Raw genomic sequence first — 20,901 nt, 5'->3', positions numbered from 1 at the left:
TCTTTCTATTTTTAATTATCTGTCTTTTGGATCCAGCGCATCGCGCAGGCCATCACCGACGTAGTTGAAGCAGAATAGAGTCACAACCATGAACGCTGCTGGGAACGCCAGCTGCCAGATTGCTACTTCCATTGTTTGCGAACCTTCTTGTAGAAGTGCGCCCCAACTTGTCATCGGTTCTTGAACACCAAGACCAAGGAATGAAAGGAATGATTCTGTCAGAATCATGCTTGGGATAAGCAGTGTCGAGTAAACCGCGACAATACCCAGTACGTTTGGAACGATATGGCGAGTGATGATTTTCCAATTACCCACACCACAAACGTTTGCCGCTTCAATAAACTCTTTACTACGTAGACTTAGCGTTTGACCGCGTACGATACGAGCCATATCTAGCCACGCAATAGCACCGATAGCGACGAAGATAAGAACAATATTACGACCGAAGAATGTTACCAGTACGATAACTAGGAACATGAACGGAACCGCGTATAGGATTTCAAGAATACGCATCATGATACGGTCAACTTTACCGCCGATGAAACCAGAAGCCGCACCGTAAAGCGTACCAATCACAACCGCAACCAATGCACCTAGAACACCAACCATTAGAGAGATACGACCGCCAATCAGCGTACGCACATAAAGGTCACGGCCTAAGCTGTCCGTGCCAAACCAGTGTTCAGCACTTGGACCGACGTGCATCGCATACCAGTCAGTATCATCAAATGTGTAAGGGGCAATCATTGGTAAAAAGATTACCGCCAGTGTCATCAATGTAAGAATGAACAAGCTCACCATTGCCGCTTTGTTACGCATAAAGCGGATACGGGCGTCTTGCCACAAACTACGGCCTTCAACTTCCAGATTCTCTGCAAATTTCTCGACCGCTTCAAGATTCTCTTTTTTCGTTAACATAACCATACTTCCCTGTTAGTAGCGAATTTTCGGGTCAATCATTGCTAGTAGAATATCAACGATGGCGTTGAATAGAATGAATAGGAAACCAATCAGGATGGTTACCCCCATTACTAGCGAGTAGTCACGGTTGAAAGCAGCATTGACGAATAACTTGCCGATACCAGGTAGACCAAAGATGGTCTCGATAACAACCGAACCTGTGATGATACCTACGAAGGCAGGCCCCATATATGACACAACAGGAAGTAGTGCTGGTTTTAGCGCGTGTTTGATAACGATGTAACGGTAGCTTAGACCTTTCGCACGTGCTGTACGAATAAAGTTACTGTTCAACGTTTCTATCATCGAACCACGGGTGATACGAGCGAACGTCGCGACATAGAGCAGTGACATACCGATAACTGGGAGTACGAGGTATTGCCATCCGCCATCATTCCAACCGCCGGCAGGGAATAAGTTCCAGTGCAACGAGAACAGATAGATTAAAGCGGGCGCCAATACAAATGAGGGCATAACCACCCCGAGCATGGCGGTCGACATGATCACATAATCCACCCAAGTATTTTGTTTGAGGGCTGCGATCGTCCCTATGCTTACCCCAAGAATGACAGTAAAGATAAAGGCAATGAAACCTACCTTTGCTGACACAGGAAGAGCAACCGAGATCAGCTCGTTTACTGTGTAGTCTAAGTATTTAAATGAAGGACCAAAGTCACCTTGGAGAACGTTGGTCAGATAAGTCGTATATTGCTCAAATACTGGCTTATCTAGGCCGTATTTAGCTTCGATGTTCGCCATAACTTCTGGCGGTAATGGACGCTCGCTCGAGAATGGGTTACCCGGTGCGAAACGCATGAGAAAGAAAGATACGGTGATCAAAACCAACATAGTTGGGATCGCCTCAAATATCCTTTTTGCGATGAATTTAAGCATAAACTCACTCTTTCAGTCTGTGACAGTTAAAAATTTGATGATAGGCACCGCACGTCCAGTGATTAGGACGTGTGGGCCTTTTTCTTATAGTCTTGAAGCGACTTTATTAGTCTGCTTTGATGTAAAGATCTTTTGAGTAGATCTTTTCTTCCGCGTTATTTGCTGGGAAACCACCAACATGCGGATTTAGTAGACGAGAACGAACGTACTGGTAGATAGGCGCGATAGGCATATCTTTCGCCATTAGCTGCTCAGCTTCTAGGTAAATTTTGGTACGCTCTTCTTCTGAAGTCGATTTAATCGCTTTGTCGATCAGAGCATCGTACTCTTTATTACCCCAGTGCTGACCACCCGTAGTGTTCGAGCTAACCATAAGGGTTAGGAATGAAGATGCTTCGTTGTAGTCACCACACCAACCTGCGCGTGCTACTTCGAAATCACCTTGGTCTTTAGTAGATAGGTATGTTTTCCACTCTTGGTTTTCTAGCGTTACGTCTAGACCTAGAGTTTTCTTCCACATTGAACCTAGCGCTACCGCCAGTTTCTTGTGGTTCTCATCTGTGTTGTATAGAAGAGAGAATTTAAGAGGGTTGTCTTTGCCGTAACCCGCTTCTGCAAGTAGACGTGCCGCTTCTTCGTTACGCTCTTTTTGCGTCATCTTACCGTAAGCTGGTAGCTCAGGGTTGAAGTGCGCTGTAATTTCAGGCGTTAGGAAGTAAGCAGGTTTCTGGCCTTGGCCAAGAATTGCGTTTGCTACGATGTTACGGTCAATCGCGTAAGAGATCGCCTTACGTACACGAACATCGTTAAATGGTTCTTTCTTCGTATTGAATGAGTAGTAGTAAGTACATAGGCTACCTTCAACCGATACTGACTCTGGGTATTCTTTCTTCAAACGCTTAAAGTGCTCAGTTGGCAGTTTAGACGTGAAGTCGATTTCACCAGATAGGAAACGGTTCATTTCAGCAACGCCGTTCTCGATTGGAAGGTACGTAACTTTGTTGATAACGGTCTTATCGTTATCCCAGTACTGTTCGTTACGTACAAGTTCAAGACGCTCGTTCACTACCCACTTGTTTACGACGTATGCACCGTTACCTACGAAGTTTTCAGGTTTTGTCCATTGGTCGCCAAACTTTTCGACTGTTGCTTTGTGCACTGGCTTCATTGTTGTGTGGCCAGCCATCATTACGAAGTAAGGAACCGCAGTGTCTAGCTCAACGACAAGCGTGTGATCATCAGTCGCTTTAACACCCAGCTCGCTCTTGTCTTTTTTACCTGCAACGATGTCTTTCGCATTTTTCATCTTGGTGTATTCCATGTACCAAGAGTAAGGCGAAGCCGTTGCTGGATCGACAGCACGCTGCCAGCTGTATACGAAATCTTGCGCTGTTACAGGGTCGCCGTTAGACCATTTTGCATCTTTGCGTAAGTGGAAAGTAAACGTTTTGTTGTCTGTCGTTTCCCAACTTTCTGCAACACCTGGGATAGTATCGCCATCTGCATTTTGATTCACTAAGCCTTCAAGAAGATCACGAATCACATGAGATTCAGGAACACCTTGAGATTTATGCGGGTCAATTGTCGCAACTTCAGTACCGTTACCACGAACGAGTTCTTGTTTGTCAGCAAGTTTAGTGCCTGCTGGAACATCAGCAGAGAAAGCGGTAGTTGAAGTGGCAGCCACTGCCAAACCAGCACCTAGAAGAAGGGCTTTAGTGATTTTGTTCTTATACATGCGTAAAACTCCAAGTTTTTCATTAGCATCCATGACTTCTTTGCAAGGGACTGGAACGGTCAGCATTTTAGAACTTTTTAGTGCACTTTTTGAGCATAAACGTCTAAAACCTTACAAAGACTGCGGCACACATTAGCAATCCTCAAAGTAATTTGCCATAAAAATGTAGCAAAAAAACTAATAATTCTGTAATTAGTGCTCATATTTAGCAATAAATACTAATCAAAAAGTATTGCCTAGCGAAATAAGGATTCAAGCATCCATTTGGCAGCTTAAACTTTCGATAACTCTAAAATCAAACTCTTTGATAGCATCTTATGCTAGATATATGAACAAAAATTAACATTTATGACACATTGAGTCTAATTAATAATTGCATATATCTTGTTTGATATTTTTTATTGTGAACAAGGTCACCGGGAGCAAAAATGGAGGAATACACGGCTTTTACGCACGCTGGAGAATTGGATTGGAGATAACTTGGCAGAGTAAAAAAGAAAAAAGGCCAGCTGCTCTATACATCTGACCTTTTAGGATTAAGCTGTAGAACAAATAAGAGTTCTACTTCTCCCAGCGTTGCGCTGCTTGATGGTCCGTATCACGTGACTCGATCCAGCGATTTTCACTGATCGTGCGTTCTTTTTTCCAGAAAGGTGCTTTGGTCTTTAAATAGTCCATAACAAACTCACAAGCATCAAAGGCAGCACCTCGATGGGCACTAGAAACACCAACAAAAACGATTTGATCACCAGTGTCGAGATCGCCAACACGATGAATTACACGGATGCCCAATAACGGCCAACGCGATTCGGCTTCGTCACAGATATCGATCAGGCTTTTCTCTGTCATGCCAGGATAATGTTCTAAATGAAGGCCAATGACATTATCACCTAAGTTCATATCACGAACTTTACCGATGAAAGTGACCACAGCACCAGAGGCTGTCCCTTCTGATAGACGCTGGTATTCTTGATCAACAGAGAAGTCTTCAGCTTGCACTGAAACGCGAGGATCCATTTTAGCCCCCTGTTACTGGTGGGAAGAAGGCAACTTCGTCACCTGACTTCACTTCTGCGTCTAGCGGAACAATAGACTGGTTTACTGCGGCAAGCAGTTTACCCGGCTCAAGCGCAAGGTCCCATTTACCCTCTTTATTTACACCAGCATCCACTAAATGTGCACGAATCGCTTCAACGTTATCAAACGCGCCTTCGAGCTCAAGACCATCGATACCAACTAACTCTCGTGTTTGAGCAAAGAAAAGTACTCTAATCATGATTCCGCCTTGAAATGCCCAGATTTGCCACCCGTTTTCTCTAATAAGCGGACTTGCTCGATAACCATGTCTTTTTGCACCGCTTTACACATATCATAAATTGTCAGTGCAGCAACAGAAGCGGCAGTAAGCGCTTCCATTTCCACGCCTGTCTTACCCGCCAGCTTACATACTGATTCGATACGTACTTTATTCTCCGCTTCAATCGCTTCTAGCTGGACTTCAACTTTAGAAAGCAATAAAGGGTGGCAAAGTGGGATCAGGTCCCATGTTTTCTTTGCCGCTTGAATACCAGCAATACGCGCGGTTGCAAACACATCACCTTTGTGGTGTTGGCCTGAAACAATCAGTTGCAGTGTTTCTGGCGCCATGTGTACAAATGCTTCTGCACGCGCTTCACGAACGGTCTCCGCTTTTGCAGACACGTCGACCATGTTAGCTTCGCCAGACGCATTAATATGTGTAAATTGGGTCATTGTTGTTCCTTCGCTTTTAGGAAAGGTTATACAGATAGGTGCGGCATGAAGTTACAAGGGCGGTGACTCGCGTCTAGCTGCTGCTTGATGATCTTCGTCCAACCCGTGCGGCATGCACCTGTAGAACCAGGCATTGCAAAGATAACAGTGTGGTTAGCAAAGCCCGCAATGGCGCGAGATTGAATGGTTGATGTACCAATCTCTTCGTAAGACACCTGACGGAACAATTCACCAAAGCCTTCCACTTCTTTGTCAAATAGTGGCTTAAGCGCTTCTGGAGTACTATCACGTGAAGTAAAACCTGTACCGCCAGTGATCATAATTGCTTGTACGTTTTCGTCAGCAATCCATTGAGAAACGATTGCACGAATCTTGTACATATCATCGATAACGATTTGTTTATCAACAACGTTATGACCCGCTTCCTTTGCGTGCTCAACTAGATAGCCGCCTGAAGTATCGTTTTCTTCTGTACGCGTGTCAGATACCGTTAGAACGGCAATGTTTGCAGGTTGAAATTTGCTTTCAGCGTGACCCATTTGTTCACCTATTCTTTAATTTGATTTTGATACGCAAAGTATCGATTCTGGAAAGTCATCGGAAGCCACGTCAGCTCCCAATGTAAAATCTGAATTTAACCGCCGATAGACGCAAGATGTGGCGTCATACCCGTATTGCCGTCATGCAAGAAGTGACTGACCGATTTTGTTTGCAGCTGGGCTTGAATACGCTCAATCAATTCATTTTCTTGGTCATCACGTTCTAATAGGTCCCGTAACTCTACGCCATGATCGCCGAACAGACACAGGTGCAGTTTACCTTTAGCAGAGACGCGAAGTCGGTTACAGCTCTCACAGAAGTCTTTTTCATAAGGCATGATAAGACCGATTTCGCCCTTATAGTCCGGATGAACAAACACTTGTGCAGGGCCATCATTATGAGAACGAACTTTGAGTAACCAACCGTTAGCAATTAATTGATTTCGAATAGCAACACCAGAAACATGGTGTTTCGCAAACAAATCATCCATTTCACCAGTCTGCATTAATTCGATAAAACGCAGTTGAATTGGACGATCTTTAATCCAGTTAAGGAATGCGGGCAGTTCGTTGTGGTTGAGGTCTTTCATTAGTACCACGTTAACTTTGACTTGCTCGTAACCCACTTCAAACGCGCGTTCGATACCATTCATCACTTCAGTGAACTTATTTTCACCCGTGATTTGATGGAACATGCGAGGGTCTAAACTATCCACGCTTACGTTGATGTTGGTCAAGCCAGCTTCACGCCAGTCAGCAACGTGCTTCGCCATGCGGTAACCGTTTGTCGTTGTTGCGACTTTTTTGATACCCGGCGTGGTTGCGACAGAGTGGATAATGTCAGTAAAGTCTTTGCGTAAACTCGGCTCACCACCAGTGATGCGTACCTTTGAGGTACCACAATCTGCAAACGCTCTTACGACACGATTGATCTCTGGTAGAGATAAAAAAGACGAGTTTTTATTGCCCGATGGCTTGTAGCCGTCAGGAAGGCAATAGGTACATTTAAAATTACAAACGTCGGTCACAGACAGACGCAAGTAATAGAACTTACGATGAAATTTGTCTTCGAATTGTTGCGCCACGGAACACCTTTCCAAACACGGGAGGCATAATCATTTCCAATTATGCCCTTGTGACAGTATGTCACTGGCTCAAAACGCCTATCCTTAGACTTAGCATAGTGAGCTCGGAGTTATGGCAACCAGAGGAAAGCCCCCTGATAGCTTTGCCGTGTAAAATACTTAAAATTTGTAATGGAATCCAGAGCAGAGTGATAAAAAACTCTCTAGAAACACAATTTACCGCTAAGTGAGTACCGTTAAGACACTCATTAAGATAAATTGTAGTCGCTTTTTACAAGATTATTAGAAGAACGTAATGAATATCTACACCAATAAGAAAGTGGTCGCAGTTGGCGGTGGTCACGGTTTAGGTCGAATGCTGGCCGCACTTAATGATTTTGGCAGCAATGCAACGGGCATTGTGGCAACCACTGACAACGGCGGATCAACAGGCCGTATCCGCCATTGTCAAGGCGGAATAGCTTGGGGCGATACACGAAACTGTATCAACCAGTTGATCACAGAGCCATCGATCAGCTCGATGATGTTTGAGTACCGCTTTAAAGGGACTGGTGAATTAGATGGCCACAACTTGGGGAACCTGATGCTCACGGCATTGGATAACCTCTCCGTCCGCCCTTTAGACGCGATCAATCTGATTCGCAATATGTTGAAAGTCGATGTCAACATTCTTCCTATGTCTGAACATCCTTCCGACCTCACTGCTTTGTCTGTAGATGGGCAATGGGTAACAGGTGAAACTAATGTGGATGAAATGGATAAAGATCTTCGCCGATTAGACCTTTCACCGGAAGTGCCAGCAACAAAAGAGGCGGTAACCGCTCTTGCAGAAGCTGACGCCATCATCCTCGGCCCTGGTAGCTTCCTAACGAGTATCATGCCACCGCTACTCTTACCTGAATTGGGGAAAGCAATCGCAGCGAACCAAAAAGCAAAAGTCATTTTTGTGGCGAACCTTAGTCCAGAATATGGTCCAGCGGGTCGTATGACGATGAAACAAAAGCTGGAATGGTGTGAGCGAGCATGCCAAGGCAGACAGATTGATGTCGTACTTGCAGAGGAAACCGATCAAGAGGTTCTGGATAACTGGAATGTGGTCACCGAGTCATTGGCGTCTACCAACCGCGACTGGCGTCATGATCGTGACAAACTTAAGTTAGCGATTGAAAACCAATTGGTTGCAAAATAACACAAGAAGTGGCCTACAATTGAGGCACCTGAGCGTATAAAATGACAAAGCCCTTCACCGACGTGAAGGGCTTTGTTTTTACAAGGTTTAATACAGGGCTACTGCGTCCATAAACGATACGCATCACGAGTAATGTGAAGCAAGTTTAACATCGAAGTAATGTCTCCCCCCCCTTCTACTAACTCACCTGATTTAGCTTTCTTATCAATCGCTACGGCCAAATCACACAAGCGATCAGCCCCAAAACTGGCGGCACTGCTTTTTAAAGCATGACTGATTTCCTTTAGATAGATCAGTTGCTCACTGCCTTGGTATTGCGACAAGTTGGTGATATAGACATCCATTTCTCCGAGGAAAATATCCAGCAAAATAGGAACGTTATCTAGGCCAATTTCCGCGGCCAATTCGTCGATTTTTTGCTGATTCAATACATCCATGCTCATACGTTTTGTTTTTCTTCCCTATTATTCCAAGCTTGCAACTTGCGATATATGGTTGAAGGGCTGACATCTAAGTAACCCGCAGCGCGTGGAATATTGCCATCACACGCCTGAATCGCCTGCTCGATGGCCATTTTTTCAGTCATCCAAAGCGGCATAATGTCTGACACTGTCATGATTTCAGGTTCAATAAATTTTGAAATCGATTGACGAACCACCGGTTGATTCAGTGGTGGTGGTAGCATGTCCAGAGTAATTTCTTTGCCGTTGTTCAGTACCACGATATTACGCAACACGTTTTGCAACTGACGAACGTTACCCGGCCATTCGTAACTGTTGAAACGTTCAATCACATCTTGTGCAAAACGAATAAAACTCTTGCCTTCCTCGTGAGACATATAACCCAGCAAAGAATACGCAATTTCGATCACGTCTTCACCACGTTCGCGTAGTGGCGGCAAATGTAAAGGAATCACGTAAAGGCGGTAATACAAGTCTTCACGAAAACGGCCTTCTTGTACTTCTTTCCACGGGTCGCGGTTAGTCGCACACACAAAGCGAACATCCACACTCTTCATCTTAGAAGAGCCTACTTTTTGGAACGTACCCGTCTGGATGAAACGCAATAACTTGGTTTGTAAATCCAAGTCCATTTCACATAGTTCATCAAGGAACAACGTCCCGCCGTCAGCCAGTTCAGCTGCACCTTGACGGTCATTTGCTGCTCCGGTAAACGCACCTTTAACGTGGCCAAACAACTCACTTTCGATCAAGTCTTTAGGGATAGCAGCACAGTTGATCGCAATAAATGGCTTATCGCCACGTTTGCTTGCTGCGTGAATCGCCTCGGCACACACCTCTTTACCAGTACCACTTTCACCAGTAATGAAGATACTGGCTTTACTGCTCGCTGCCGAGTCAATGGTGCGGTAAACCTGCTGCATGGTTTGGCTACTGCCGATGAAGCCTTGGTAGTTTTGGTTACCTGGGTTGTCGGCTTCATTCTTTAATTTCGTTGCCTTACGAATCGCGTTATTTACCGTTACGCGCAGCCGATCAGCCTCACAGGGTTTGATTAAGAAATCTTGAGAGCCATGACGCATCGCCTCTACCGCGGTATCGATAGAACCGTGAGCAGTCATGAAAATAATTGGCACATCAGGGTGACTTTTCTTCACCGCGTGCAATACGTCCATCCCCGTCATATCTGGCAGACGAAGATCGAGAAGAATAAGATCCGGAATACGGTGATTCAGGCTTTCGATTGCATCTCTGCCTGTTCCAACAATATTGATATCAATGCCGAGTGGCGTTAGGTAAGAACGGTACAATGCCGCAACGGAAGCGGTATCTTCGACCATTAATAGGTAACGTGACTTTTGACCTTCTGTTATCTGTTGCATAGCCTAGCCGATTTTTTGTTGTGTTTTAAATAATAATCGCATTACGCTTTGCATTTTGCAAATAAACATTCGTTAGATTGTGGGTATTCTAAACAAATTAAACCGAATATCAACAGGTTAAAATATGGCACAAACCATGCTGTTTGTTTAATGACCCCTCGGGTCACCTAGCCAACTGACGTTGTTAGTGAACGATATGTTCACAAAACAAGCCAATAGACCCGACTGCCTATTGGCTTCTTTTTTGTCTGTTTTTTGGGGAAATATAAAACCCAAATACAAATGCACTCGGGTTTTGGTAGGCCTAAAGAGTTAACTATTGGCAATAAACTGCGCTCGTAGTTTCTCTATCTCATCGCGTTTTTGTGCGGCCAATTCAAACTCAAGATCTTGAGCATGTTGGTACATCGCAGCTTCTAAACGACTGATCTCTTTTTCCAATTGCTGTGGTGACATCACGTCGTAAGACTGCGAAGGTTCTGCCACCTTAGATAATGGTACCTGCTTGGTATTACGCTGGCGCTTAGATTTAGTAATATCACCCAATTCCATGATGTCTTTGATATTGCGTTTCAGAGGCTGAGGCTCAATACCCATCTCTGCGTTGTAAGCTTTCTGTTTCTCACGACGACGATCCGTTTCATCCATTGCTTTTTTCATCGATTTTGTAATCGAGTCTGCATACAAAATCGCTCGACCTTCGATATTTCGTGCCGCACGGCCAATGGTCTGAATCAAAGAACGCTCTGAACGTAAGAAGCCCTCTTTATCCGCATCAAGAATCGCCACCAGTGATACCTCTGGCATATCAAGACCTTCTCGTAACAAGTTGATCCCAACCAGCACATCAAACTCACCCAAACGCAGATCTCGAATGATCTCGACTCGCTCGACAGTATCGATGTCTGAGTGAAGGTAACGCACTCGAACATCATGCTCATGCAGGTATTCCGTTAAGTCTTCTGCCATACGTTTGGTTAGTGTAGTTACCAAAACACGCTCATCTTTAGCCGCTCTAATTCGAATCTCAGACAACAAGTCATCGACCTGAGTTGCCACTGGGCGAACTTCCAATTCAGGATCAAGCAGACCCGTTGGGCGCACGACTTGATCGGCAATTTCATCTGCAGATTTTTCTAATTCGTAATTGCCTGGAGTTGCCGACACGAAAATAGTTTGTGGTGAGATCGACTCAAATTCCTCAAATTTCATCGGACGATTGTCTAAAGCAGAAGGTAAACGGAAGCCAAATTCCACCAGCGTTTCTTTACGCGAACGGTCGCCTTTATACATGGCACCGATTTGCGGAACCGTCACGTGCGACTCGTCGATGATCAACAAACCATCGTGAGGCAAGTAATCAAATAGTGTCGGTGGCGGCTCACCCTCGGCACGACCACTCAAGTAACGAGAGTAGTTTTCGATACCTGAACAGAAACCCAATTCGTTCATCATCTCAATATCGAATTGAGTACGTTGGCTGATACGCTGTTCCTCCAACAACTTGTTATTGTCTAGTAGTTGTTTCTTACGAACTTCTAACTCAACTTTAATGCTTTCAATTGCATCAAGAATACGCTCACGTGGCGTGACATAGTGCGTCTTCGGGTAAATAGTATAACGCGGCAAGTCGCGCTGCTTGACCACACCAGTCAATGGGTCGAATACGCTGATGCAATCGACTTCATCATCAAACATTTCTACACGTACAGCATCTTGATCTGACTCGGCTGGGAAGATGTCAATCACCTCACCACGAACACGGAACTGACCGCGTTCAAATGCGACGTCATTGCGTGAGTATTGCAACTCTGCAAGGCGGCGTAGCATATCGCGCTGATCAATCACATCACCGCGACGCAGGTGCAACATCATTTGTAGATACGATTCAGGGTCACCCAAACCATAGATAGCCGATACCGACGCGACAATAATGGCATCTTTACGTTCTAGTAGTGCTTTTGTAGCGGACAAACGCATTTGTTCAATGTGCGCGTTAACTGACGCGTCTTTCTCTATGAAGGTATCCGTGGTCGGAACATACGCTTCCGGTTGGTAGTAGTCATAGTACGAAACAAAATACTCCACCGCGTTATTGGGGAAGAAAGACTTCATTTCACCATACAACTGAGCAGCAAGTGTTTTATTGGGTGCGAGTAGAATCGCTGGTCGTTGCGCTTCTGCAATAACATTCGCTAATGTAAATGTTTTACCAGACCCCGTTACACCTAAGAGTGTTTGGTGGGCAAGACCGGAATCTAACCCTTCTAGCAACTGCTTGATGGCTGTTGGTTGATCACCAGATGGTTGATAATCAGAGACCAGTTCATAAACTTTACTCATACCCTTCCTCAAAATTACTGCACTTTGGCTGTATATATATACACCTTCAAAGATGAAATCTACGTCTATCTATGATTTATAGCTCATTACTATTAAATTTTGTGCTTTCTCTACTTTGATCTAGCCTTATTTAACACGTTCTGATATAGTCTTTCGCCCTAGTCGATGAAGCGTCTGCACTCATCACGTTATAATTTCCACAAGTTTTCCCCAAAAAACACAAAAATCATCTTTTATCCCCAAAAGTGTAAATTTTATCCACTTTAATTGATTTCATAGCAAATTTAATAAATCACTGTTTTACTTGACTAATCAGTGAATATTCTCGCGTAAAAATTCACACAAAACACACCCAGTTGCATAACAATGATCTTTACTCAGATCTCATCAACATAGTTATCCACAATTTTGGTGGATAACTAACTCCAGCCCTTTACTGGCAAGGAGTACAAAAAAGTAAAGATGTAAAAACTAACTTTTTTGCTCAAAATGTGTTTTTTGGGTGTTGACAGCTTTGTGGGTGCTCGGTAAGATTCGTCCCGCTTTCAAGCAAAGCAATTCCTCCTTAGCTCAGTTGGTAGAGCGACGGACTGTTAATCCGCAGGTCGCTGGTTCGAGCCCAGCAGGAGGAGCCAAATTCCCGAAAAGCCCAGTTGAAAAACTGGGCTTTTTTCGTATCTAAATTCAACGGCTCAGCACCAATAAACGCCTCAGAGCATCTCGTTGCCAGTACCGTCTTCACTAACTCTAGCGCAACGTTCCTTTTTAAATTCCGCCTTTATTTTCTATTCTTAGAGATTTATTTCTTCTTTTTGGCCTTAAACCAAAATTAAACCATTGATTTTTAAGCAAATGCAAAATAATCATTAAAAAAATGAAAAGCATTCATTTTACTCATACAGATTAAATCCATACGATTGACAGGGTTAAGAATGGTTCCGTCCTACTCGTCGCCTCCATTCTATTTATCAATAACTTAGGGATTTACTTATGACTATTCCGACGACTGATATGCTAGACGCATGGGCTGGATTCGCTGCTGGTGAGTGGCAAAACTCTGTCAACACTCGTGACTTCATCCAAAAAAACTACACACCCTATGAGGGAGACGAGTCCTTCTTAGCCGAGGTTAGCGCATCCACTTCAGCATTATGGAACCAAGTGCTTGAAGGCATTAAACAAGAAAGCCGCACACACGCTCCTGTTGATTTCGATACCGATCTGCCATCAACGATTACTTCTCACGATGCGGGTTACATCAACAAAGATCTGGAAAAGATCGTTGGCTTACAAACCGATCAGCCTCTAAAACGTGCAATCATCGCTAATGGTGGTATTCGCATGGTGAAAAACTCGTGCGAAGTTTATGGCCGCGAATTGGATCCAACAGTCGAAAAGATCTTCACTGAGTACCGTAAAACTCACAACAAAGCGTGTTTCGACCTTTACACCAAAGAAATCCTAGCGTGTCGTAAATCAGGCATCATCACTGGCCTTCCTGATGCCTATGGCCGTGGTCGTATCATTGGTGACTACCGCCGTATCGCCCTTTACGGTATCGACTTCTTAAAAGCGGACAAAAAAGAGCAATACAACTCGACACAAACGTTCCTAGAGCGCGGTGGCGATCTTGAGAAAACGCTTCGTCTACGTGAAGAAATTGCAGACCAAGTTCAAGCACTTGAAGACATTCGTCAAATGGGTTTGAAATACGGAATTGATATGTCGCTACCTGCAAAAACAGCGCAAGAAGCGATTCAATTTACCTACTTTGGTTACTTGGCGGCAGTTAAGTCTCAAAATGGCGCAGCAATGTCATTGGGTCGTACATCAACTTTCCTAGATGTTTACCTAGAACGTGATATCGCAAATAGCTTGATTGATGAATCGCAAGCGCAAGAGATGATCGACCACTTCATCATGAAACTGCGCATGGTTCGCTTCCTTCGTACACCAGAATACGATTCATTGTTCTCTGGCGACCCAATCTGGGCAACAGAAGCAATGGCAGGTATGGGGGTTGATGGCCGTACACTAGTATCTAAAACGACATTCCGATACTTACATACGCTCCACACTATGGGTCCCTGCTCCTGAACCAAACATGACGATTCTTTGGTCAGAGCAATTGCCTGAAGCGTTCAAACAATACGCTGCAAAAGTATCGATTGATACCTCTTCTGTTCAATACGAAAACGACGATCTAATGCGTCCTGATTTCGACAATGACGACTACGCGATTGCATGTTGTGTGAGCCCGCAGATTGTTGGTCAGCACATGCAGTTCTTTGGCGCACGTGCCAACCTTGCAAAAGCGCTTCTGTACACCATCAACGGTGGTATCGATGAAAAATCGAAAGCGCAAGTTGGTCCGCTAGTGGACAAAGTTCAAGATGAAATTCTCGACTTTGACGCTTTGATGCCACGCTTCGACAACATGTTAGAATGGCTAGCAACGCAATACGTCACAGCGTTGAACATCATCCATTACTCGCATGACCGTTACAGCTACGAAGCATCACTGATGGCATTGATGGATCGCGACGTGCACCGCACTATGGCATGTGGTATTGCAGGTCTGTCTGTTGTCGCTGACTCTTTGGCGGCCATTAAATACGCGACCGTGAAGCCAGTTCGTGATGAAGATGGCATCGCCGTTGATTTTGAAATCGAAGGTGATTATCCAAAATTTGGCAACAACGATGCCCGTGTTGATGACATCGCTTGTGATCTGGTTGAGCGCTTCATGAAGAAAATTCAGAAGATGCATACCTACCGCGAAGCAGTACCAACTCAATCGATCCTAACGATCACATCTAACGTGGTTTACGGCAAAAAAACGGGTAATACACCAGATGGCCGTCGCGCAGGTATGCCTTTTGGCCCGGGTGCAAACCCAATGCACGGTCGTGATGAAAAAGGTGCGGTTGCGTCTTTGGCATCGGTATCTAAACTGCCGTTTGCTTACGCAAAAGATGGTATTTCTTACACCTTCTCAATTGTGCCTAACGCGCTGGGTAAAGATGACTTGAGTCAGAAGAAAAACCTAGCCGCGCTAATGGATGGTTACTTCCATCACGAAGCAAGCAACGAGGGCATTGCGATTGAAGGTGGTCAACACCTTAACGTCAACGTTCTGAACCGAGAGATGTTATTGGATGCGGTTGAACACCCAGAGAAATACCCTCAGTTGACGATTCGAGTATCAGGTTACGCGGTACGTTTTAACTCGCTAACTCGAGAGCAACAACAAGACGTGATCAGCCGAACTTTTACAGAAAAACTGTAATCGCGAGATTGTAAAATAATCAAAGCTCATACCTCTAACTCATTAGGGGGATGAGCTTTTGTCGTTTCTAGCTAACCACACGAAGTGATACCAAAATCATCAACAACGCGTGCGTTAAATCAGTGGCGGAAATTGCGTTTTTCTTTGTTAACAACCATTCACCAAACTTTTCAATTTCTTATTAATTCATCTGCTCACATCACATACACGTATAATTTTCCATCGGGCGCATAAAACCACACCGTTCTCTGGTTGTTATTGGTGTCACAAAACACGATAATATTGGGATCGGATTTTAAGAACGTAATAACTATGACCGAATATATTTTGTTGTTGGTCGGCACTGTGCTGGTGAACAACTTTGTACTGGTGAAGTTTTTAGGCTTGTGTCCTTTTATGGGCGTGTCTAAAAAACTGGAAACAGCAATTGGCATGGGCTTAGCTACAACTTTTGTACTAACGCTCGCGTCTGTGTGTGCATACTTGGTGGAAAGCTATGTTCTGCGTCCACTGGGCATCGAATATTTACGAACCATGAGCTTTATTTTGGTGATCGCTGTTGTTGTACAGTTCACTGAAATGGTCGTGCACAAAACCAGCCCAACGCTGTATCGTCTGTTGGGTATCTTCCTACCTCTGATCACAACGAACTGTGCGGTTCTAGGTGTTGCTCTACTCAACATCAACGAGAACCACAACTTTATCGAATCGATCATTTACGGTTTTGGCGCAGCGGTTGGCTTCTCTTTGGTACTGATCCTATTTGCGTCAATGCGTGAACGTATTGCCGCTGCTGACGTACCTATGCCATTTAAAGGCGCATCGATTGCGATGATCACCGCAGGCCTGATGTCTCTTGCCTTTATGGGCTTTACAGGTTTGGTGAAGTAAACGATGAGTACGATTTTAATTGCGATCATCGCTCTTGCTGCCCTCGCCGCTGTATTTGGGGCCATACTTGGTTTTGCATCGATTCGCTTCAAAGTCGAAGCGGACCCGATTGTCGATCAAATCGATTCTATTCTTCCTCAAACTCAGTGTGGCCAATGTGGCTACCCGGGTTGTCGTCCATACGCAGAAGCAATCGCGAATGGCGATAAAATCAATAAATGTCCTCCAGGTGGTCAAGCAACCATTGAAAAACTGGCGGACCTAATGGGCGTTGAAGCGGAAGAGTCGGCACACGATCTCGACAGCAAAGTCAAAACCGTTGCTTTCATTCATGAAGACATGTGTATCGGTTGTACCAAGTGTATTCAAGCGTGTCCTGTCGATGCGATTGTTGGTGGAACTAAAGCCCTTCATACCGTTATCAAAGACGAGTGTACCGGTTGTGACTTGTGCGTTGCGCCTTGTCCAACTGACTGTATTGAAATGATTCCTGTGGAAACTACCACAGAGAGCTGGAAGTGGAAGCTTAACGCTATTCCAGTGGTTAACATTACGGATGCTGCCAACGCAGCGAACGTGACTGATTCAATTAAATAAGGTTTCGTATGTTGTCTTTGATTGAACAAATTCGTACTGGTTCGCTATGGGATTTCCCAGGCGGCGTGCATCCGGCAGAAAACAAAAAGCAATCCAACAAAACTGAATTGGTTCATGCCGCCATTCCGTCGGAAATCGTCCTACCTTTAAAACAACACATCGGTAAAGCAGGTAATCTATTGATTGCTGTTGGTGACACAGTGTTGAAAGGTCAACAGCTAACGGCGTCAGACAGTGGTTTCACCGTTCCTGTTCATGCACCAACTTCTGGACAAGTAACAGCTATTGAGCCACGAACCGTCGCTCACCCATCAGGTTTAAGCGAACTGTGCGCAGTGATTACGCCAGATGGTAACGATACTTGGTGTGAGAAAACGCCAGTAGCCGATTACACCCAAGAATCCGCTGATGCATTGATCGACGTGATCCGTCTTGCTGGTATCTCTGGCATGGGTGGCGCAGGCTTCCCAACAGCTAAGAAGATCCAATCGGGTATTGCACGTACCGAAATTCTTATCGTTAACGCGGCAGAATGTGAGCCTTACATCACCGCCGATGACAAACTCATGCAGGAACATGCGGGCGAACTGATTCAAGGTATCGAGATCGTCGAGCATATCCTTAAGCCAAAACTGACCATCATTGGTATTGAAGATAACAAGCCAGCAGCAATCAAAGCGCTGGAACAAGCGGCGATGAACAAAGACATCGTGATCCGCGTTATCCCAACCAAATACCCTTCTGGTGGTGAGAAGCAGCTCATCAAGATTTTGACCAACAAAGAAGTTCCTAGCGGCGCTATCCCTGCGGATATTGGCATCCTGGTTCAAAACGTTGGTTCTCTCTACTCAATTAAACGTGCAGTGATCGATGGCGAACCTGTAGTAAATCGCATCGTGACTCTGACGGGTAAGACCTTCAAGCAACCACGTAACGTTTGGACGCTACTTGGTACGCCAGTACAAGCACTGTTAGACGAGTTTGGCTACAAAGCAGATAAGAAACTGCAGCGCCTGATCATGGGTGGTCCAATGATGGGCTTTACCCTCCCCCACGCTCAGGTTCCTATCACTAAAACGGCAAACTGTATTCTGGCACCGAAGCGTCGAGAGATCGCTTCTGACCAATACGAAATGGAATGTATCCGTTGTAGCCAATGTGCGGAAGCGTGCCCTGCATCGCTATTGCCACAGCAGCTTCAGTGGTATGCAAAAAGCCAAGAATACGAAAAGCTCGAAGAGCTGAACTTAAAAGACTGTATTGAATGTGGCGCGTGCGCGTTTGTGTGCCCAAGTGAAATTCCACTGGTTCAATACTATCGTCAAGCGAAAGCTGAAATCCGTACACGCGCTCAAGAAGCGGCAGCAGCTGAACGAGCTAAGCTGCGCTTTGAAGAGAAGAAAGCGCGTATGGAACGCGAAAAAGCAGAACGTGAAAATCGCTTTAAGAAAGCCGCGGATGATCGTCGTAAAGACATGAAAGCCTCTGGCGGTGACGATGCGATTGCTGCAGCCATCGCTCGCGTGAAAGCACAGAAAGAGAATACTGAAGCGAAAGCCGAGCCAGCAGTGAAACCTGCGGTTGCAGCCGCGATTGCCAAAGCGAAAGCGAAACAAGCTGCAGCAGCTCAATCTGGTGCAGCTGAGCCTGATAACTCAGAAATGGCTAAGCTACGCGAAGAACGCAAACGTCTTGCTCGCGAACGCAAAGCGCAAAAAGAACAAGGCGACGCATCCACGGATAATGCTGACGACAAGAAGTCAGCGGTTGCAGCAGCGATTGCCCGTGCTAAGGCGAAGAAAGCTCAACAAGCAGACGCATCAACACCTGCTGAATCTGGTGACAAGAAAGCAGCCGTCGCGGCAGCTATCGCCAGAGCTAAAGCGAAAAAAGCACAACAAGAAGATTCAACCGAATCTGTAGAAGCTGAAGCGCCTACAGAGCAAGCGGAAGATCCGAAGAAAGCCGCTGTTGCCGCAGCCATTGCTCGTGCAAAAGCGCGCAAAGCTCAGCAAGAAGACTCTACGGAATCTGCAGAAGCGGAAACACCAGCAGAACAATCTGAAGATCCAAAGAAAGCTGCAGTTGCCGCTGCTATTGCTCGCGCTAAGGCACGTAAAACTCAGCAAGACGGTTCTACTGAATCTGCAGAAACGGATGCGCCTGCAGAACAAGCAGAAGATCCAAAGAAAGCTTCTGTTGCTGCTGCCATTGCTCGTGCTAAAGCACGCAAAGCTCAGCAAGAAGCACAAACAGAATCTGTTGAAGAAACGCCTTCTGAAGAGCCAGAAGTGGATCCGAAGAAAGCCGCGGTTGCCGCAGCTATTGCTCGTGCTAAGGCACGTAAAGCGAAGCAGGAAGCACAAACAGAGTCTATTGAAGAGACACCTTCTGAAGAGCCAGAAGTGGATCCAAAGAAAGCCGCGGTTGCCGCTGCCATTGCTCGCGCTAAAGCACGTAAAACGAAGCAGGAAGCACAAACAGAATCTGTTGAAGAAACGCCTTCTGAAGAGCCAGAAATGGATCCAAAGAAAGCCGCGGTTGCCGCTGCCATTGCTCGTGCCAAAGCACGTAAAGCTCAGCAAGAAGCACAAACAGAATCTGTTGAAGAAACACCTTCTGAAGAACCAGAAGTGGATCCGAAGAAAGCTGCTGTTGCCGCTGCCATTGCTCGCGCTAAAGCACGTAAAGCTCAGCAAGAAGCGAATAAGAACAATACTGAGGAGAACGAGTAATGTCGTTTTTTATTGCCAGTTCACCACACGCTCACAGCCGTCGCAGCACGCCTGATTTGATGAAATGGGTAGCACTGTGCGCTATTCCTGGCTTAGTGGCTCAAACCTATTTCTTTGGTTGGGGCACCATCATTCAACTTGTGTTCGCTATTGCGGTCGCAGTGTCACTTGAAGCATTAGTCATGCTTGTGCGTAAACGTTCTCCAATGCGTGCGCTGCGTGATAACAGTGCCATCGTGACAGCCTGGCTATTAGCTGTGGCAATCCCACCATGGTCTCCTTGGTGGATCATGGTTATCGGTTTGATTTTTGCCATCGTTATTGCAAAGCACTTATACGGTGGTATTGGCCAAAACCTATTTAACCCAGCGATGGTCGCTTACGTCGTATTGCTTATCTCCTTCCCTGTCCAAATGACAAGTTGGAGCGCGCCTGTTTCATTGATGTCTGAGCACGTGACTTTTGCAGACGCGTTGTCTCTGATCTTCACTGGCTATGACTTTGATGGTTTGTCACTGCAACAAGTTCGCGCTGGTGTGGATGGCGTAACAATGGCAACCCCATTAGATGCATTCAAAACTGGTATTCATACTGGTGCTACGCCAAATGAGGTGCTATCACAACCAATGTTTGGCGGACTTGCGGGTATCGGTTGGCAATGGGTAAACCTAGCTTACTTGGTTGGTGGCCTAGTGATGATCAAAAAGCGCATCATCCAATGGTACATTCCTGTTGGTTTCCTAGGTAGTTTGGCACTGTTTAGCACCGTGTTTAGCTTGATCATGCCGGGAGAAACCGCATCACCAATCTTCCACCTACTTTCAGGTGCAACGATGTTAGGCGCGTTCTTTATCGCTACCGACCCTGTTTCAGCGTCAACTACTGTGAAAGGTCGCTTGATTTTCGGCGCTCTCATCGGCGCGTTGGTATTCATTATTCGTAGTTGGGGTGGCTTCCCAGATGGCGTTGCGTTCGCCGTTCTGCTTGCCAATATGTGTGTACCGTTGATCGACTACTACACCAAACCAAGAACTTACGGTCACTGA

The 20,901-nt window shown here is 45.5% G+C and carries 16 protein-coding genes, 1 tRNA gene, 1 pseudogene and 1 riboswitch; of the genes and pseudogenes, 7 read left to right on the top strand and 11 right to left on the bottom strand.

Translation table 11 applies throughout. The features are described from left to right. Positions 1–15: 15 nt before the first annotated feature. From oppC to moaA, 8 genes are all read right to left on the bottom strand, one after another. Entirely contained in the window at positions 16–918 is a 903-nt protein-coding gene (oppC, locus tag ATB76_RS17665) for an oligopeptide ABC transporter permease OppC (protein WP_061035817.1), read from the bottom strand. Positions 919–933: 15 nt separating this feature from the next. Next, positions 934–1,854 carry an oligopeptide ABC transporter permease OppB gene (gene oppB / locus ATB76_RS17660; RefSeq protein ID WP_038869362.1) on the bottom strand — a complete coding sequence of 307 codons (921 nt, stop codon included), beginning with the start codon at positions 1,852–1,854 and terminating at the stop codon, positions 934–936. A gap of 106 nt (positions 1,855–1,960) precedes the next feature. Continuing rightward, positions 1,961–3,592 (bottom strand): ABC transporter substrate-binding protein, encoded by a 1,632-nt coding sequence (locus ATB76_RS17655; RefSeq protein ID WP_038869516.1) that lies wholly within the window; start codon positions 3,590–3,592, stop codon positions 1,961–1,963. A 561-nt stretch (positions 3,593–4,153) separates the two neighbouring features. After that, the gene (moaE, locus tag ATB76_RS17650) at positions 4,154–4,609 is read right to left on the bottom strand and encodes a molybdopterin synthase catalytic subunit MoaE (RefSeq protein WP_038869358.1); all 456 of its coding nucleotides are present in this window, start codon (positions 4,607–4,609) and stop codon (positions 4,154–4,156) included. Position 4,610: 1 nt separating this feature from the next. Then, positions 4,611–4,868: a molybdopterin synthase sulfur carrier subunit gene (gene moaD / locus ATB76_RS17645; RefSeq protein ID WP_038869356.1), complete on the bottom strand. Its 258-nt coding sequence runs from the start codon at positions 4,866–4,868 to the stop codon at positions 4,611–4,613. Continuing rightward, positions 4,865–5,344, bottom strand: coding sequence for a cyclic pyranopterin monophosphate synthase MoaC (gene moaC / locus ATB76_RS17640; protein ID WP_038869352.1), 480 nt, complete (start codon positions 5,342–5,344; stop codon positions 4,865–4,867). Before moaC ends, moaD begins: the two co-directional genes overlap by 4 nt. A gap of 26 nt (positions 5,345–5,370) precedes the next feature. Further along, positions 5,371–5,883 carry a molybdenum cofactor biosynthesis protein B gene (gene moaB / locus ATB76_RS17635; protein ID WP_038869350.1) on the bottom strand — a complete coding sequence of 171 codons (513 nt, stop codon included), beginning with the start codon at positions 5,881–5,883 and terminating at the stop codon, positions 5,371–5,373. 95 nt (positions 5,884–5,978) lie between these two features. Next, positions 5,979–6,968 (bottom strand): GTP 3',8-cyclase MoaA, encoded by a 990-nt coding sequence (moaA, locus tag ATB76_RS17630; protein WP_038869349.1) that lies wholly within the window; start codon positions 6,966–6,968, stop codon positions 5,979–5,981. Beyond that, positions 6,957–7,090, bottom strand: a riboswitch (molybdenum cofactor riboswitch). Its footprint overlaps the gene before it by 12 nt. Positions 7,091–7,263: 173 nt before the next feature. Here moaA and ATB76_RS17625 point away from each other — a divergent pair. Further along, positions 7,264–8,157, top strand: a complete 894-nt coding sequence (locus tag ATB76_RS17625) for a YvcK family protein (protein ID WP_038869348.1) — start codon at positions 7,264–7,266, stop codon at positions 8,155–8,157. Between the two features lie 98 nt (positions 8,158–8,255). On the opposite strand, the gene luxU is transcribed toward ATB76_RS17625, so the two are convergent. The 3 genes from luxU to uvrB all read right to left on the bottom strand — a co-directional run bounded on the left by luxU (position 8,256) and on the right by uvrB (position 12,343). Beyond that, complete coding sequence (luxU, locus tag ATB76_RS17620; protein ID WP_080869631.1) at positions 8,256–8,600, bottom strand: quorum-sensing phosphorelay protein LuxU; 345 nt, start codon at positions 8,598–8,600, stop codon at positions 8,256–8,258. Continuing rightward, on the bottom strand, positions 8,597–10,000 hold the full coding sequence (luxO, locus tag ATB76_RS17615) for a quorum-sensing sigma-54 dependent transcriptional regulator LuxO (RefSeq protein ID WP_038869346.1): 1,404 nt from the start codon (positions 9,998–10,000) through the stop codon (positions 8,597–8,599). The genes luxU and luxO overlap by 4 nt, the downstream gene beginning before the upstream one ends. A gap of 312 nt (positions 10,001–10,312) precedes the next feature. Then, entirely contained in the window at positions 10,313–12,343 is a 2,031-nt protein-coding gene (uvrB, locus tag ATB76_RS17610) for an excinuclease ABC subunit UvrB (protein ID WP_038869344.1), read from the bottom strand. 559 nt (positions 12,344–12,902) lie between these two features. Here uvrB and ATB76_RS17605 point away from each other — a divergent pair. From ATB76_RS17605 to rsxD, 6 genes and pseudogenes are all read left to right on the top strand, one after another. Next, a tRNA-Asn gene (locus ATB76_RS17605) sits at positions 12,903–12,978 on the top strand. 355 nt (positions 12,979–13,333) lie between these two features. Continuing rightward, positions 13,334–15,632, top strand: a pseudogene (pflB, locus tag ATB76_RS17600) (formate C-acetyltransferase). A gap of 312 nt (positions 15,633–15,944) precedes the next feature. Next, complete coding sequence (rsxA, locus tag ATB76_RS17595; RefSeq protein ID WP_061035816.1) at positions 15,945–16,523, top strand: electron transport complex subunit RsxA; 579 nt, start codon at positions 15,945–15,947, stop codon at positions 16,521–16,523. Positions 16,524–16,526: 3 nt separating this feature from the next. Continuing rightward, complete coding sequence (gene rsxB, locus ATB76_RS17590) at positions 16,527–17,120, top strand: electron transport complex subunit RsxB (protein WP_005439677.1); 594 nt, start codon at positions 16,527–16,529, stop codon at positions 17,118–17,120. An 8-nt stretch (positions 17,121–17,128) separates the two neighbouring features. Further along, a complete protein-coding gene (rsxC, locus tag ATB76_RS17585) occupies positions 17,129–19,855 on the top strand; it encodes an electron transport complex subunit RsxC (protein ID WP_061035815.1) in 2,727 nt (908 codons plus the stop codon). Beyond that, the gene (rsxD, locus tag ATB76_RS17580; RefSeq protein WP_042601275.1) at positions 19,855–20,901 is read left to right on the top strand and encodes an electron transport complex subunit RsxD; all 1,047 of its coding nucleotides are present in this window, start codon (positions 19,855–19,857) and stop codon (positions 20,899–20,901) included. The genes rsxC and rsxD overlap by 1 nt, the downstream gene beginning before the upstream one ends.

The sequence above is a fragment of the Vibrio sp. MOR3 genome (genome assembly GCF_001557775.1).
Lineage (GTDB): Bacteria > Pseudomonadota > Gammaproteobacteria > Enterobacterales > Vibrionaceae > Vibrio > Vibrio jasicida.
This window is presented reverse-complemented; position numbering and strand designations above follow the sequence as displayed.